We start from the raw sequence: 13,266 nt of genomic DNA on the forward strand, positions 1-13,266 counted from the left end.
GTCTACTCTCCCGGTTGGAGCGCGCGGGGCGCGGCGAGGACGCGGAGGGCGACGACGGCCGCCGCGAGGAACAGCATCGCCTCGGCGGCGAAGAGGAGGCCGTAGGCCTGCGCGTCGGGCAGGACCGCGCGCGCGAGGTCGAGCGTCGCGGTGGCCATCAGCCCGGCGAGGCCCGCGGCGACGGCCTGCGAGGCGCCGAAGACGCCCATGCGGGTGCCCGTCCCGTCCCCCTCGGAGGCGAGCCGCATCATGGAGCCGATCGCGCCCACGACGAACGCCCCGTTCCCGAGGCCGAGCGTGACCGTCGCCGGCAGGAGCGGCGCCCCAGCCCCCAGGAGGAGAAGCCCCGCGGCCGAGATCGCGCAACCCGTGGCGGCCCAGGTCCGCAGGCTGCCGAGGCCGAGCGCGGAGAGCCCCCCCACCGACAGCATCCCGAGCAGCGCCGCACCGTCCTTGCCGCCCGAGAGCTTCGTCGATTCGTCGGGGGAAAGCCCGTGGACGTGGCCGGCGAAGGGCTCGAACACGAGCTCGGAGAGGTAGAAGGCCAGGATGGACAGGAAGACGAAGCCCGTGAAGCGCCGCGCGGCCGGATCGGCCCAGGCCGCCGCGAGGGCGGCGCGCAGCGGCAAGGGGTCGGGCGGGGCCGGCGCCTCCCGCTCGGCGCCGAGGACGGCGAGGGTCGCCAGCGCCAGCGCCAGGGCGGAGGCCCCCGCGACCGTGCGCAGCATCGCGGCGGGCTCGTAGGGCTCGATGGCCTGGCCGACGCCGAGGGAGGCCGCGATGGCTCCGGCGATCAGCATGAGCCAGGCGAGCGTCGCCGCGGGCCCCGCGCGTTCGGGGCCCGCCGCGGTGGCGAGCAGCGCGAGGAAGGAGGTGCCCGCCGCGCCGATCCCGAGGCCGATCCCCCCGTAGGCCAGCGCCCAGATCGCCAGCGCCGCCGGCAGCGAGGAGGGCGCGATCACGATCCCCCAAGCCGCCGCCGTCACCGACAGGCCCAGGAGCGCCATGCCCCCTACGACGAAGGGCGCGCGCCGGTCGCGGGCGTCCGAGCGGTGGCCGAAGAACGGGCGGGAGAGCTGCACCCCGTAGTGCAGCGCGACGAGGACCCCCGCGAGCGTCGCGGGCAGCGCCAGCTCGACTGTCATCAGGCGGTTGAAGAGGTTCACGGGAAGCGCCGCCATGCCCCCTATGGCGGCGTTCACGAGGCAGAGCCGCGCGAGGAGGGGCCAGCCCCTCATCCCATCGCCCCGAGGCCGATCGCCGCCGCCATCATCCCCGAGACGTAGAGGAGCACGCCTGTCCCGTTGTACCAGGGCGCCCGTCCCTTCGGGTCCCCGAGAAGCGCCAGCATCGCCCGGAGCTGCAGCGCCAGCGAGGCCGACACCGCGACGGCCGGCCATGTCGCCCCCCATTCGAAGAGGAGGACCGCCACCGCCACCTGCGGCAGCGCCATGACGAGGCAGGCCAGCCGCGCCGCCCTGTCGGGACCGAGCGTCACGGGCAGCGACCGCACGCCCGTCGCCCGGTCCCCCTCGAGCGCCTTGAAGTCGTTCAGCGTCATGATCCCGTGCGCCCCGAGCGCGTAGAGCGCGGCGATGGCGACCACCTCCCAGCGGGGGCTCGCGGCCGAGACGACGGCGGCGCCGGTGAACCAGGGCAGCCCCTCGTAGGAGAGGCCGACGAGGCCCGGCCCCCACCAGCCCGACCGCTTCAGGCGCACCGGCTCGAGGGAGTAGGCCCAGGCGGCGAGGATCGCGACGACCGTGGCGCCGAACCCCCACGGGCCGAGGAGGGTGCCGAGCATCAGCGCCAGCGCCGTCATCCCCAACGCGGTGCCGAGCGCCCAGCGCGGCGGCACCCGGCCCGAGGGGATGGGCCTGCCGGGTTCGTTGATCGCATCGACGTGCCGGTCGCACCAGTCGTTGGCGGCCTGGCTCATCCCGCAGACCACCGGCCCGGCGAGGATCGCGCCGACGAGCGCCTCGGGCCAGTGCAGGGCGAGGCCCGCCCCGGCCGAGACCACGCCGCAGAGGAAGGCCCACATGGGCGGGAACCAGGTGATCGGCTTGATGAGCTCGAGAAGGGCCGCGGGATGCGGCCTTCGGCCGGAGGGCGGCTGGACATCGGGCGATACGCTCATGGGTGTCAACCTAGCTGGACAGCATGGCGGGCGGCAAGCGCCGGTTTGTCGCGGCGGCTTGCCGCCGCCGACCCGGCAGGGCAGCCTCCGCCCCATGCGTACGGCCCGCCTCGCCCTATTGTGCGCCCTGGCGCCGGCCTTGGCCCCCCCAGCCTCGGCCGAGCGGGCGGTCACGGATACCGACTACCGCCCCGTGGACGTGGCCGAAGCCAGCCTGGGATGGCTGCTGTTCTACGATCCGATCCTGTCGGGCAACCGCGAGATCGCCTGCGCCACCTGCCACCACCCGCGCTTCGGCACCGGCGACGGCATGGCGCTAGGGATCGGGGATGGTGGCACGGGCCTCGGGCCGGGGCGGCGGGCGGACCCGGCGAACCCGCCCGAGCGGCGCATCCCCCGCAACGCCCCGGCCCTCTTCAACCTCGGCGCGCGGGAGTTCGCGGTCCTCTTCCACGACGGCCGGATCGAGGTCGATGAGGCCCGGCCCTCCGGCATCCGGACGCCCCTGGGTGCCGAGATGGAGGGGGGGTTCGCCTCGCTCCTCTCGGCGCAGACCATGTTCCCCGTCCTCTCCCCCGACGAGATGGCCGGGCACTACAGCGAGAACGAGATCGCCGAAGCCGTCCGGCGCGGCGTGATCACGGGCGAGGGCGGGGCCTGGGACCTTCTCGCCGCGCGGGTGCGCGCGGTGCCGGAATACGAGGCGGCGTTCGCCGAGGCCATGCCCGGGCGGGAGGTGGACTTCGTCGCCATATCGGATGCCCTGGCGGCCTTCATGGCATGGGAGTGGCGGTCGGACGCGTCCCCCTACGACGCCCATCTGCGCGGCGAGAGGCCGCTGGAGGGCACCGCGGCCGAGGGGCTGCGCCTGTTCGCGGCGGAATGCGCCGCCTGCCATGCCGGGCCCTTCCAGACCGACCATGCCTTCCACGCGATGGGCGCGCCGCAGATAGGCCCGGGCAAGGCCGCCCGGTTCGAGCGTCATAGGCGCGACGACGGACGGATGCGGGTGACGGGCGACCCCTCCGACCGCTTCGCCTTCCGCACGCCCTCCCTGCGGAACGTCACCCGCACCGGCCCCTGGGGCCATACCGGGGCCCACGGCGACCTGGGCGCGTTCCTGCGTCATCATTCCGGCGCGTCCGGCTGGACCCCGGGGGAGGCGGTGCTGGTGCCCTTCGCGGGCGTGGACGCGGGCGCGGGCGACCTCCTGGGCTGGGCCGAGGACGGCGCGGCGATCGAGGCGGCCCGGGTGCCCGTTCGGCCGCTTGACGAGGCGGAGGTCGAGGCGCTGCTCGCCTTCCTCGCCGCCCTCGAAGACCCTGTGGCCCTCGCCGGCCGGCTCGGAGTGCCCCGGCGCGTGCCAAGCGGGCTGCCGGTCCCGCGCTGAGGGCGCGCGCGGCGCGGTCCCGTGGGCGGAGGGGTCAGTAGGGCTCCGCGCGCAGCCCGTCGCCTTCGCGGACGAGGCGCCCCCGGAAGCCCTCCGGGACCTCGACGGTCGGGGAAAGGGCGCCATCGGGCCATTCGACGGCCAGGCGGGCGGACGCGGCCGCGCCCAGCCCGAAATGGTGCGGGCCGGCCTGCCCGCCGGCATGGCCGCCGCCCACCGCGACCTCGCGGCTGCGGCCGTCCTCCAGGCGGATCACGGCCCCGAGGGCGAAGGCGTCGGAGGCAGCGGGATCGAAGGGCTCGACCGCGATCGACCCGCCTTCCGCGCGACGGTTGCGCCAGACCTCCATGGGCGCGCGGCGGTTCACCACCACCATGTCGAGCGCGCCGTCCCCGTCCAGATCCGCCAGCGCCCCGCCCCGGCCCCGGTGCGTCGAGGCGACGCCCGCCTCGGCGGCGACCTCGCGGAAGGTGCCGCCCTCGTTCATGAGAAGGTTGTTGGGGTCCTCCATCGCCATGCCCGGCATCTGGTCGACGTTGCCCTTCACGATCAGGAGGTCGTCGAGGCCGTCGAGGTCCACGTCCCCCCATTCGGCGTGCCAGCCGGTCGAGGGGCGCCCGTCGTCGCCCGTGTGGGGCGTCGTGGCATGGGTGCCGGTGCCGTAGGGCGCGTCCTCGTAGCCGCCCGGGCGCGCGAGCGTCAGGAGCTGGTCGCCCATGGAGGTCAGCATCACCTCGGCCAGCCCGTCCCCGTCGATGTCGCGGCTGGCGATCCCCATGCCCCAGAGCGACGGCCCGTCCCAGCCGTCCCCGGGGCCGAGGAAGCGCCGCTCGGCGATGTCCCACATCTGCTCGGCCCCACCCGAGACGTAGTAGTGCCGGTCGTTGCTGATCCGCAGGGTCGGCCGGTCCCGCGCGTCGCGGGCGGCCAGCATGGAGAGGGCGCAGAAGCCGGGGGCGAGGGGTTCGGCGCGCCAGCCCTCCGCCGCCGGGCGCAGGATCCGGTTGTCGTCGCAGGTTCCGAACGGCCCCTCCGGGTCGCCGCGGTCGACGTAGTTGCCGACCGCGAGGGTCGGCCGGTCCTCGCCCCGCTCCCGCCAGGCGGTGAAGGCGGTGGTCCAGGCGTCCCCGGCCGGCAGCCCGGCCATCTCCGAGAGGGCGCAGCCCGGCCCGCCCCGGAGGAGGAGGTTCCGCCCCGCGCGCATCACGAAGAGGTCGCGGACACCGTCCGCGTCGAGGTCCAGGGGATACGCCCCGGTGATCCCCGTGACGCCGTCCAGGGCGGGGATCGCCTCCGCCTCCAGCCGAACCTCCCCCGGCTCGGAGCGGTTGCGCAGGAGGGTCGCGGGGTTCGCGCCACCGGCGGCGAACACCTCGGGCAGCCCGTCCCCGTCGCAGTCCCAGACCGCGGCGCCGCCGCCGACGAAGTGCTCCCACCCGCCGGCGTAGACGTGCTCGGGCACGAGGACGGGATCGAAGCGGACCTCCGCCGACGCCGGCAGGGCGAGGAGCAGCGCCGCAGCCCGGATCATCCCGTCGCCGCCTCCGTCACGTGCTGCAGGGCCAAGGCCGCAGCGCCCCGGGCCCAGACCGACCCGCCCCAGGCGTGGATCTCGACCGGGGGGGGTGGGCGGCCCGAGTCGATCAGCAGGCGGCGCATCTCCTCGATCACTTCGTCGGAATGGAGCTGGTCGTAGCGCATCCGCTCGCCCGAGAGGATGATCTTTGCCGGATCGAAGAGGAGCGCGACGTTGGACAGCGCCAGCGCCATGTAGCGCCCCGCCCGCCGGAAGATGGACGCGGCCGCCGGATGGCCCGCCTTGGCCTCCGCGTGGAGCCGGTCGAGGAGGTCCGCCCCCACCGCCCCGGCCCGCGAGCCGCCGACGAGGGCGGTCTCGGCCTCGCGCGCGAGGGCGTAGTCGGCGACGTAGGCCTCGAGGCAGCCGCGCCGCCCGCAGCGGCAGAGCGCCCCGTCGAGCTGGACCTTCGTGTGCCCCAGCTCCAGCCCCAGCCCGCCGCCGCCGCGTGTCAGGCGGTTGCCAGCGACGAGGCCCATGCCGAGGCCGTTCTCGATGGTCACGACGGCGAAGTCGGCGGCGAAGCGGCCCGCCCCGAACCAGAGCTCGGCCAGGGTGGCGGCCTGGGCGTCGTTCTCCAGCAGGACGGGCGCGCCGAGGCGCCGGCCCAAGAGGTCCGCGAGGGGCAGGTCGCGCCTCAGCAGGAGGGGGGACCAAGCGACGGCGCCGCCGGGATGGTCGACCATCCCGGGCAGCCCGACGCCGACGGACGCGAACCCCTCCGGGCCGACCCTCGCCGCGCGCCCGAGATCCGCGAGGAGAGCGGCGGCCGCCTCCTCGACGGTGTCCGCGTCCATCCGGCCGGGCGGCGCGGCGCGGCGCGCCTCGCCCAGGACCGCGCCGCCCATGTCGAGCGCGACGGCCGACCAGCTCTCGTCGGACATCCGCAGCCCGGCGACGCGCGCGGCGCCCGGACGGACCGCCAGCGCGACGGGCGGCCGTCCCCGCCGTGCGGGGGCGGGTGCCGGGCCTTCCGTCTCGAGGAGGTGCCCCGCCGCGATCAGATCCGAGGTCAGCGCGGTGACGGAGGCCGGCGAGACGTCCAGGGCCTTGGCCACCTCCGCGCGCGAGACGCGACCGCCGGCGCGGACCGTCTCGTAGATGGCCCGCCGCAGCGGGCGGGGCGCGCCGGCGGCCGGCAGGGCCGGGCCGCAGCCGGCGGGCGCGGGTTCCAGGAGGGCGACGGCGCGGTTCATGCTGTCCCTGATCGCCCCCCCCGACCGTTCCCGTCGCGGTTTCCTTCACGACCCGAACCAATTCGCCGCGCGTCCGCCGATGCCGGGCCCCGACAGGCCGTCGCGGCGCCCCATTCGATCCCGATCGGCGCGGCGCAGTCAAATTATTTTTGACAGCCGAAGAAATCATGCCAAGCATGACCGCGGACCGGGGGCGGCCATGAATCGCCCTCGGCGTGACAACAAGGGAGGAACCGCATGAAGCGGATCGCAATCACCGTGGCGGCCACCACCGCCATGACGGGCGCCCTCGCCGGCCCGGCCCTCGCGCAGGACGCGCCCACGGTCGGCGTCTCGTGGTCGAACTTCCAGGAGGAACGCTGGAAGACCGACGAGGCCGCCATCGTCGCCGCGCTGGAGGAGGCGGGCGCTGACTACATCTCGGCCGACGCGCAATCCTCCTCGGCCAAGCAGCTCTCGGACGTGGAGTCGCTGATCGCGCAGGGCGCCGACGTGCTCGTCATCCTCGCGCAGGACGCCCAGGCCATCGGCCCCGCGGTCGAGGCCGCCGCAGCCGAGGGCATCCCCGTGATCGCCTACGACCGGCTCATCGACGACGACCGCGCCTTCTACCTGACCTTCGACAACGTGGAGGTGGGCCGGCTGCAGGCGCAGGCCGTGCTCGACGCCGCGCCCTCGGGCAACTACGTGATGATCAAGGGCTCGCCCACCGATCCCAACGCGGACTTCCTTCGCGGCGGCCAGCAGGAGGTGCTGCAGGACGCGATCGACGCGGGCGACGTCACCATCGTCGGCGAGGCCTACACCGACGGCTGGCTGCCCGCGAACGCCCAGCGCAACATGGAGCAGATCCTGACCGCCCAGGACAACGAGGTCGACGCGGTCGTCGCCTCGAACGACGGCACCGCGGGCGGCGCCGTCGCCGCGCTGACCGCGCAGGGCATGGAAGGGATCCCCGTCTCGGGCCAGGACGGCGACCATGCCGCGCTGAACCGCGTGGCGCTGGGCACCCAGACCGTCAGCGTCTGGAAGGACGCGCGCGAGCTGGGCCGCGTCGCGGGCGAGCTGGCCGTGGACCTGGCAGAGGACGGCGAGGCGTCGATGGACGGCATGTCCACCTTCACGACCGACTCGGGCAACGAGCTGGACGCTCTGCTGCTGTCGCCGCAGCCGATCACGCGCGACAACCTCGAGACGGTGGTGGACGCGGGCTGGATTGACCTCGAGACGCTCTGCCAGGGCGTCACGGAGCAGGTCGGCCCCTGCAACATGTGACCCGGCGGCGGGGCGGCCCGGCGCCGCCCCGCCCGCCCCGACGGGAGGTTCCGCCATGGCCGACGCCGCGAACGAGCCGGGACAGGTGCCGGGCGCCATCGGGCCGCGCCGGTCCTTCCTCGAGAGCCTGGAGGTGGACACCCGCCTTCTGGGGATGATCGGCGCCTTCGCCCTGATCTGCCTCGTCTTCCAGATCTGGACAGGGGGGCTGCTCGAGGGACGCTTCCTGACGCCCCGCAACGTGTTCAACCTGACGATCCAGACCGTCTCGGTCGCGATCATGGCCACGGGCATGGTCTTCGTGATCGTCACCCGGCACATCGACCTCTCCGTTGGGGCGCTGCTGGCGACCTGCTCGGCCGTGATGGCGATGGTGCAGACGCAGTGGGTCCCCGACCTCCTCGGGCTGCCCCTGGGGCACTGGGCCATCGCGCCCCTCGCGATCCTCTCGGGCCTCGTGGCGGGCGCGCTGATCGGGGCGTTCAACGGCTGGCTGATCGGCTATCTCCTCATCCCCTCCTTCATCGTCACGCTCGGCGGGCTCTTCGTGTGGCGCAACGTCGCCTGGCTGATCACGGACGGGCAGACGATCGGCCCCCTGGACGAGACCTTCCGCACCCTGGGCGGCATCGGCGGCACGCTGGGCGAGGGCGCCTCGTGGGCGGTCGGCCTGGCGCTGACGGCCGGCGCGCTCTGGGCGCTGCTGTCGGCGCGGCGGGCGAAGGTCGCGCATGGGTTCCCAGTCAAGCCGCTCTGGGCCGAGGCCGCGGTGGGCCTGCTCACGGCGCTGGGAATCCTCGGATTCGTGGCGATCCTGACCGCCTACGAGATCCCCGCCCGCGTGCTGGAGCGCGACGCCGCGCGCGCCGGGACCGTGCTGCCCGAGGGGTTCACGGCCGCCTACGGCCTGCCCCTCTCGGTGCTGCTGCTGATCGTCGTCGCGGTCGGCATGACCGTGATCGCCCGCAAGACGCGACTGGGACGCTACATCTTCGCCACGGGCGGTAACCCCGACGCGGCCGAGCTGTCGGGCGTGGACACGAGGCTGCTGACGGTGAAGGTCTTCGCCCTGATGGGCGCGCTCTGCGCCCTCTCGGCGGTCGTCGCCTCGGCGCGCCTGACGAACCACACCAACGACATCGGCACCCTGGACGAGCTGCGGGTCATCGCGGCGGCCGTGATCGGGGGCACGGCCCTCGCCGGGGGTTTCGGCACGATCTACGGCGCGATCCTCGGCGCGGTGATCATGCAGTCGCTGCAATCGGGCATGGCCATGGTCGGCGTGGACGCGCCCTTGCAGAACATGGTGGTGGGCGCGGTCCTCGTCGTCGCGGTGGCCATCGACATCGCCTATCGCCGGCCGGAGGTCCGTCGCGAGGTCCTCAGGTTCTTCGGCTTCGTGGTCGCGCCCTGCCTCGCGCTCGCGTTCCTCGTCAGCCCGGCCTTCATCGCCCTAATCATCCCCGCGGGGCTGATCGTGGGCCTCGTCTTCTACAGGAGAGGCGGCGCATGACCGTGGACCGCACCGGAACGCCATTGGTCGAGATGCGGAACGTCTCGCTCTCCTTCGGGGGGGTCAAGGCGGTGGACGACGTGTCGGTGGACCTCTTCCCCGGCGAGGTCGTGGGCCTTCTGGGCCACAACGGAGCGGGCAAGTCGACGCTGATCAAGATCCTGTCCGGCGCCTACGCCGCCGACGCGGGCGAGATCCACGTGAACGGCGAGAGGGCGCGGATCGAGAACCCCCGCGACGCCCGCCGCTACAACATCGAGACGATCTACCAGACGCTCGCGCTGGCCGACAATCTCGACGCCGCCTCGAACCTCTTCCTCGGGCGCGAGCTGACAACCCGCCTCGGCTTCGTGGACGACGCCCGCATGGAGGCCGAGACGCGGGCCATCATGGGACGGCTCAACCCCAACTTCCGCAAGTTCTCGGACCCGGTCAGCGCGCTCTCGGGCGGGCAGCGGCAATCCGTGGCCATCGCCCGGGCGGTCTACTTCGACGCGCGCATCCTCATCATGGACGAGCCCACCGCCGCGCTCGGCCCGCAGGAGACGGCCATGGTCGCCGAGCTGATCGGCGAGCTGAAGAAGGACGGGATCGGCATCTTCCTGATCTCGCACGACATCCACGACGTGATGGACCTGTGCGACCGGGTGTCGGTGATGAAGAACGGCAAGCTGGTGGGCACGGAGGACGTGGGCGACGTGACGGACGACGACATCCTCGGCATGATCATCCTGGGCAAGAAGCCGGAGCGTGCGGCAGCCTGATGTACTTGGGGCTGGATCTCGGCACCTCGGGGCTGAAGGCGCTGCTGGTCGACGACGCGCAGCGCGTGGTGGGCGAGGGGGTCGGCGCCCTCTCAGTCCGGCGGCCCCATGACGGCTGGTCCGAGCAAGCCCCCTCCTCGTGGATCGAGGCGTGCCGGAAGGCCTGCGCGGGTCTCGACCTCTCGGGGGTGCGGGCGGTGGGCCTCAGCGGGCAGATGCACGGGGCGACCCTTCTGGGGGCCGACGACGCGCCGCTGCGGCCCTGCATGCTTTGGAACGACACCCGCGCCCATGCCGAGGCCGCCGAGCTGGACGACGACGAGGCCCGCCGCATCACGGGCAACATCGTGTTCCCGGGCTTCACCGCGCCCAAGGCGCTCTGGGTCGCGCGGCACGAGCCGGCGGTCTGGGCCCGGGTCCGCCGGGTGCTCCTGCCCAAGGACTACCTGCGCATCTGGCTCACCGGCGAGGCGGTGGGCGAGATGTCGGACGCGGGCGGCACCGCCTGGCTGGAGACGGGCGCGCGCCGCTGGTCGGACCGGATGCTGGAGCGGACGGGCCTGAGCCGGGACGCCATGCCCCGGCTGGTCGAGGGGTCCGAGGTGTCGGGTCACGTGCGGGACGCCGTGGCGGCCGAGCTGGGCCTGCCGAGGGGCGTGCCGGTCGCCGGCGGCGGCGGGGACAACGCGGCCGCGGCCGTGGGCGCGGGGATCGTGCGGCCGGGGACGGCCTTCGCGTCCCTGGGAACCTCCGGCGTCCTCTTCGCCGCCACGCAAGGCTATGCGCCCGCGCCGAAGACGGCCGTCCACACCTTTCCCCACGCGGTGCCGGGGGGCTGGCACCAGATGGGGGTGATCCTGGCGGCGACGGACGCGCTCGAATGGCTGTCGCGGATGACGGGCCGGGGCGCGGCGGACCTGACGGCGGACCTGGGTGAGCTGCGGGCGCCGGGGCGGGCGCTGTTCCTGCCCTATCTCGGCGGCGAGCGCACGCCCCACAACGACGCGGCCCTGCGGGGGGCGTTCCTCGGTCTGTCCCACGCCACGGGCCCCGAGGAGGCGGCGCGCGCGGTGCTAGAGGGGGTCGCCTTCGCCTTCGCGGACTGCGCGGACGCCCTGGCGGCGACGGGCACCCGGATCGAGCGCCTGCTGGGCATCGGCGGCGGCTCGCGCTCGGCCTACTGGTGCGGGGCGGTCGCCACGGCGCTGGGCATCGCGGTCGAGCGGCCCGTGGCGGGCGATTTCGGCGGGGCCTTCGGCGCGGCGCGGCTGGCGATGATGGCGGATGGCGCAGGGGCGGCCGTGGCGACGGTGCCCCCCATCGCCGACGTCGTCGAACCCCTGGAGCGGCTGCGGGACGCCTTCGCGGAGGGCCACGCGCGGTATCGGGCAGCCCATGATGCGGTGAGGGCGCTGTAGGGGGGCTCGGCCCGCCATCGCGGGGGGGCGGGCCGAAGCCCGCTACGGTTGACCCCCACGGCGCAGCCCGATTGAACCCTTTCCAGGAGGACCGCCCATGCGACCCGACACCCACGCGCTGATCGTGATCGACGTGCAGCTGGATTTCTGCCCCGGCGGCGCCCTGGCCGTGGCCGGGGGCGACGAGGTGGTGGCGCCGGTCAACCGGATGATGCGCGACTACCCTACGGTAGTCCTGACTCAGGATTGGCACCCCCCGGGGCATTCGAGCTTCGCCTCCTCGCATGCCGGAAGGGCGCCGATGTCGACGATGGACATGCCCTACGGGCCCCAGGTGCTCTGGCCCGATCACTGCGTGCAGGGCACGGAAGGGGCGCGCTTCCATCCCGGGCTGGAGGCGGACCGCGCGCAGGCCGTGATCCGCAAGGGGTTCCGGCCGGAGGTGGACAGCTACAGCGCCTTCTTCGAGAACGACCACGCGACGCCGACGGGCCTAGAGGGCTACCTGAGGACGCGGGGGATCGAGGTTCTGACGCTGGCCGGCCTCGCCACGGACTTCTGCGTGAACTATTCGGCCGTGGACGCGGCGCGGCTGGGCTTCGACGTCACCGTGGACACCGAGGCGAGCCGGGCGATCGACTTGGGCGGCTCGCTGAAGGCGGCGGTGGACGGGATGTGCGGCGCGGGCGTGGCGTTGGTCTGATGGACATCGCGACCCGCGTCCACAACCACAAGTGGAAGATCGACCCGATCGTCCGGTCGCTCATCGACACGGATTTCTACAAGCTGCTGATGTGCCAGTCGGTGTTCCGGAACCATCCCCGGACCTCCGTGACCTTCGAGCTGATCAACCGCACGAAGGACGTCCCCCTCGCGCGGCTCGTCGACGAGGGCGAGCTTCGCGAGCAGCTCGACCACGTTCGGTCCCTCTCCCTCGGGCGGGGGGAGTCGACCTGGTTGCGGGGCAACACGTTCTACGGCAAGCGCCAGATGTTTCGCCCGGGCTTCATGGAGTGGTTCGAGGGCCTGCGCCTGCCGCCCTACCACCTCGAGCGGCGGGGCGATCAGTACGAGCTGCGCTTCGAGGGGGCTTGGCCCGAGGTCATGCTGTGGGAGATCCCCGCGCTGGCCATCCTGATGGAGCTGCGGTCGCGCGCGGTGCTGCACGACATGGGCCGCTTCGAGCTGCAGGTCCTCTACGCCCGTGCGATGACGCGCGTCTGGGAGAAGATCGAGCGGCTGCGCGAGCTGGACGGGCTGCGGATCGCCGATTTCGGCACGCGGCGGCGGCATTCCTTCCTCTGGCAGGACTGGTGTGTGCAGGCGATGCGCGAGGGGCTGGGCGAGGCGTTCACCGGAACGTCGAACTGCCTGATCGCGCAGCGCCGCGACCTGGAGGCGATCGGCACCAACGCGCACGAGCTGCCCATGGTCTACGCCGCCCTCGCGGAAGGGGACGAGGCGCTGGCGCGGGCGCCCTATGACGTGCTCGCCGACTGGCACGAGGAGCACGAGGGCAACCTTCGCGTGATCCTGCCCGATACCTACGGCACGGCCGGGTTCCTGGAGCGGGCGCCCGACTGGCTGGCCGGCTGGACCGGCATCCGCATCGATTCGGGCGACCCGGCCGAGGGGGCCGAGGCCGCGATCCGCTGGTGGCGCGAGCGGGGGGAGCGGCCGGAGGAGAAGCTGGTGATCTTCTCGGACGGCCTCGACGTCGGCAGGATCGAGGAGCTGCACCGCCGCTTCGCGGGCCGCGTGCGCGTCAGCTTCGGCTGGGGGACGCTGCTGACGAACGACTTCAGGGGGCTGGTGCCGGGGGACGCGCTGGCGCCGTTCAGCCTCGTTTGCAAGGCGACCCGGGCGGACGGGCGGCCGACGGTGAAGCTGTCGGACAACCCCCGCAAGGCGATGGGCCCCTCCGAGGAGGTCGAGCGCTACCGCCGCGTGTTCGAGGTGGGCGCGCAGAGGGAGATGGAGGTCGTGGTCTAGCC

The 13,266-nt window shown here is 73.6% G+C and carries 11 protein-coding genes; 7 read left to right on the forward strand and 4 right to left on the reverse strand.

The features are described 5' to 3' along the window. Nucleotides 1–2 precede the first annotated feature (2 nt). Together BCF33_RS10565 and chlG are read right to left on the reverse strand one after the other, a co-directional pair. Nucleotides 3–1,238, reverse strand: coding sequence for a PucC family protein (locus tag BCF33_RS10565; protein WP_106160888.1), 1,236 nt, complete (start codon nt 1,236–1,238; stop codon nt 3–5). Beyond that, complete coding sequence (chlG, locus tag BCF33_RS10570; protein WP_106160889.1) at nt 1,235–2,140, reverse strand: chlorophyll synthase ChlG; 906 nt, start codon at nt 2,138–2,140, stop codon at nt 1,235–1,237. Before chlG ends, BCF33_RS10565 begins: the two co-directional genes overlap by 4 nt. Nucleotides 2,141–2,234: 94 nt before the next feature. Here chlG and BCF33_RS10575 point away from each other — a divergent pair, with 94 nt between their 5' ends. Continuing rightward, the gene (locus BCF33_RS10575) at nt 2,235–3,530 is read left to right on the forward strand and encodes a cytochrome-c peroxidase (protein ID WP_106160890.1); all 1,296 of its coding nucleotides are present in this window, start codon (nt 2,235–2,237) and stop codon (nt 3,528–3,530) included. 34 nt (nt 3,531–3,564) lie between these two features. On the opposite strand, the gene BCF33_RS10580 is transcribed toward BCF33_RS10575, so the two are convergent. Continuing rightward, on the reverse strand, nt 3,565–5,061 hold the full coding sequence (locus BCF33_RS10580) for an FG-GAP repeat domain-containing protein (protein ID WP_106160891.1): 1,497 nt from the start codon (nt 5,059–5,061) through the stop codon (nt 3,565–3,567). After that, a complete protein-coding gene (locus tag BCF33_RS10585; protein ID WP_106160892.1) occupies nt 5,058–6,302 on the reverse strand; it encodes an ROK family transcriptional regulator in 1,245 nt (414 codons plus the stop codon). The genes BCF33_RS10580 and BCF33_RS10585 overlap by 4 nt, the downstream gene beginning before the upstream one ends. 237 nt (nt 6,303–6,539) lie before the next feature. Between BCF33_RS10585 and xylF the strand changes: the two genes are divergently transcribed. The 6 genes from xylF (at nt 6,540) to pncB (ending at nt 13,264) form a co-directional block, all read left to right on the forward strand. Next, nucleotides 6,540–7,577 carry a D-xylose ABC transporter substrate-binding protein gene (xylF, locus tag BCF33_RS10590; RefSeq protein ID WP_106160893.1) on the forward strand — a complete coding sequence of 346 codons (1,038 nt, stop codon included), beginning with the start codon at nt 6,540–6,542 and terminating at the stop codon, nt 7,575–7,577. Between the two features lie 55 nt (nt 7,578–7,632). Then, nucleotides 7,633–9,090: a sugar ABC transporter permease gene (locus BCF33_RS10595; protein WP_106160894.1), complete on the forward strand. Its 1,458-nt coding sequence runs from the start codon at nt 7,633–7,635 to the stop codon at nt 9,088–9,090. Then, nucleotides 9,087–9,854: an ATP-binding cassette domain-containing protein gene (locus BCF33_RS10600; RefSeq protein WP_106160895.1), complete on the forward strand. Its 768-nt coding sequence runs from the start codon at nt 9,087–9,089 to the stop codon at nt 9,852–9,854. The genes BCF33_RS10595 and BCF33_RS10600 overlap by 4 nt, the downstream gene beginning before the upstream one ends. Continuing rightward, nucleotides 9,854–11,272: a xylulokinase gene (gene xylB / locus BCF33_RS10605; RefSeq protein WP_106160896.1), complete on the forward strand. Its 1,419-nt coding sequence runs from the start codon at nt 9,854–9,856 to the stop codon at nt 11,270–11,272. The genes BCF33_RS10600 and xylB overlap by 1 nt, the downstream gene beginning before the upstream one ends. A gap of 97 nt (nt 11,273–11,369) precedes the next feature. Further along, entirely contained in the window at nt 11,370–11,975 is a 606-nt protein-coding gene (pncA, locus tag BCF33_RS10610; protein WP_106160897.1) for a bifunctional nicotinamidase/pyrazinamidase, read from the forward strand. Further along, nucleotides 11,975–13,264, forward strand: a complete 1,290-nt coding sequence (pncB, locus tag BCF33_RS10615; protein WP_106160898.1) for a nicotinate phosphoribosyltransferase — start codon at nt 11,975–11,977, stop codon at nt 13,262–13,264. Before pncA ends, pncB begins: the two co-directional genes overlap by 1 nt. Nucleotides 13,265–13,266: the final 2 nt, after the last annotated feature.

The organism is Hasllibacter halocynthiae (assembly GCF_003003095.1).
Lineage (GTDB): Bacteria > Pseudomonadota > Alphaproteobacteria > Rhodobacterales > Rhodobacteraceae > Hasllibacter > Hasllibacter halocynthiae.

Bases quoted from the DNA above. Each gene is read 5' to 3' on its own strand.
- BCF33_RS10565 (WP_106160888.1), bottom strand. From the start codon at position 1,238: ATGAGGGGCTGGCCCCTCCTCGCGCGGCTCTGCCTCGTGAACGCCGCC.
- chlG (WP_106160889.1), bottom strand. From the start codon at position 2,140: ATGAGCGTATCGCCCGATGTCCAGCCGCCCTCCGGCCGAAGGCCGCAT.
- BCF33_RS10575 (WP_106160890.1), top strand. From the start codon at position 2,235: ATGCGTACGGCCCGCCTCGCCCTATTGTGCGCCCTGGCGCCGGCCTTG.
- BCF33_RS10580 (WP_106160891.1), bottom strand. From the start codon at position 5,061: ATGATCCGGGCTGCGGCGCTGCTCCTCGCCCTGCCGGCGTCGGCGGAG.
- BCF33_RS10585 (WP_106160892.1), bottom strand. From the start codon at position 6,302: ATGAACCGCGCCGTCGCCCTCCTGGAACCCGCGCCCGCCGGCTGCGGC.
- xylF (WP_106160893.1), top strand. From the start codon at position 6,540: ATGAAGCGGATCGCAATCACCGTGGCGGCCACCACCGCCATGACGGGC.
- BCF33_RS10595 (WP_106160894.1), top strand. From the start codon at position 7,633: ATGGCCGACGCCGCGAACGAGCCGGGACAGGTGCCGGGCGCCATCGGG.
- BCF33_RS10600 (WP_106160895.1), top strand. From the start codon at position 9,087: ATGACCGTGGACCGCACCGGAACGCCATTGGTCGAGATGCGGAACGTC.
- xylB (WP_106160896.1), top strand. From the start codon at position 9,854: ATGTACTTGGGGCTGGATCTCGGCACCTCGGGGCTGAAGGCGCTGCTG.
- pncA (WP_106160897.1), top strand. From the start codon at position 11,370: ATGCGACCCGACACCCACGCGCTGATCGTGATCGACGTGCAGCTGGAT.
- pncB (WP_106160898.1), top strand. From the start codon at position 11,975: ATGGACATCGCGACCCGCGTCCACAACCACAAGTGGAAGATCGACCCG.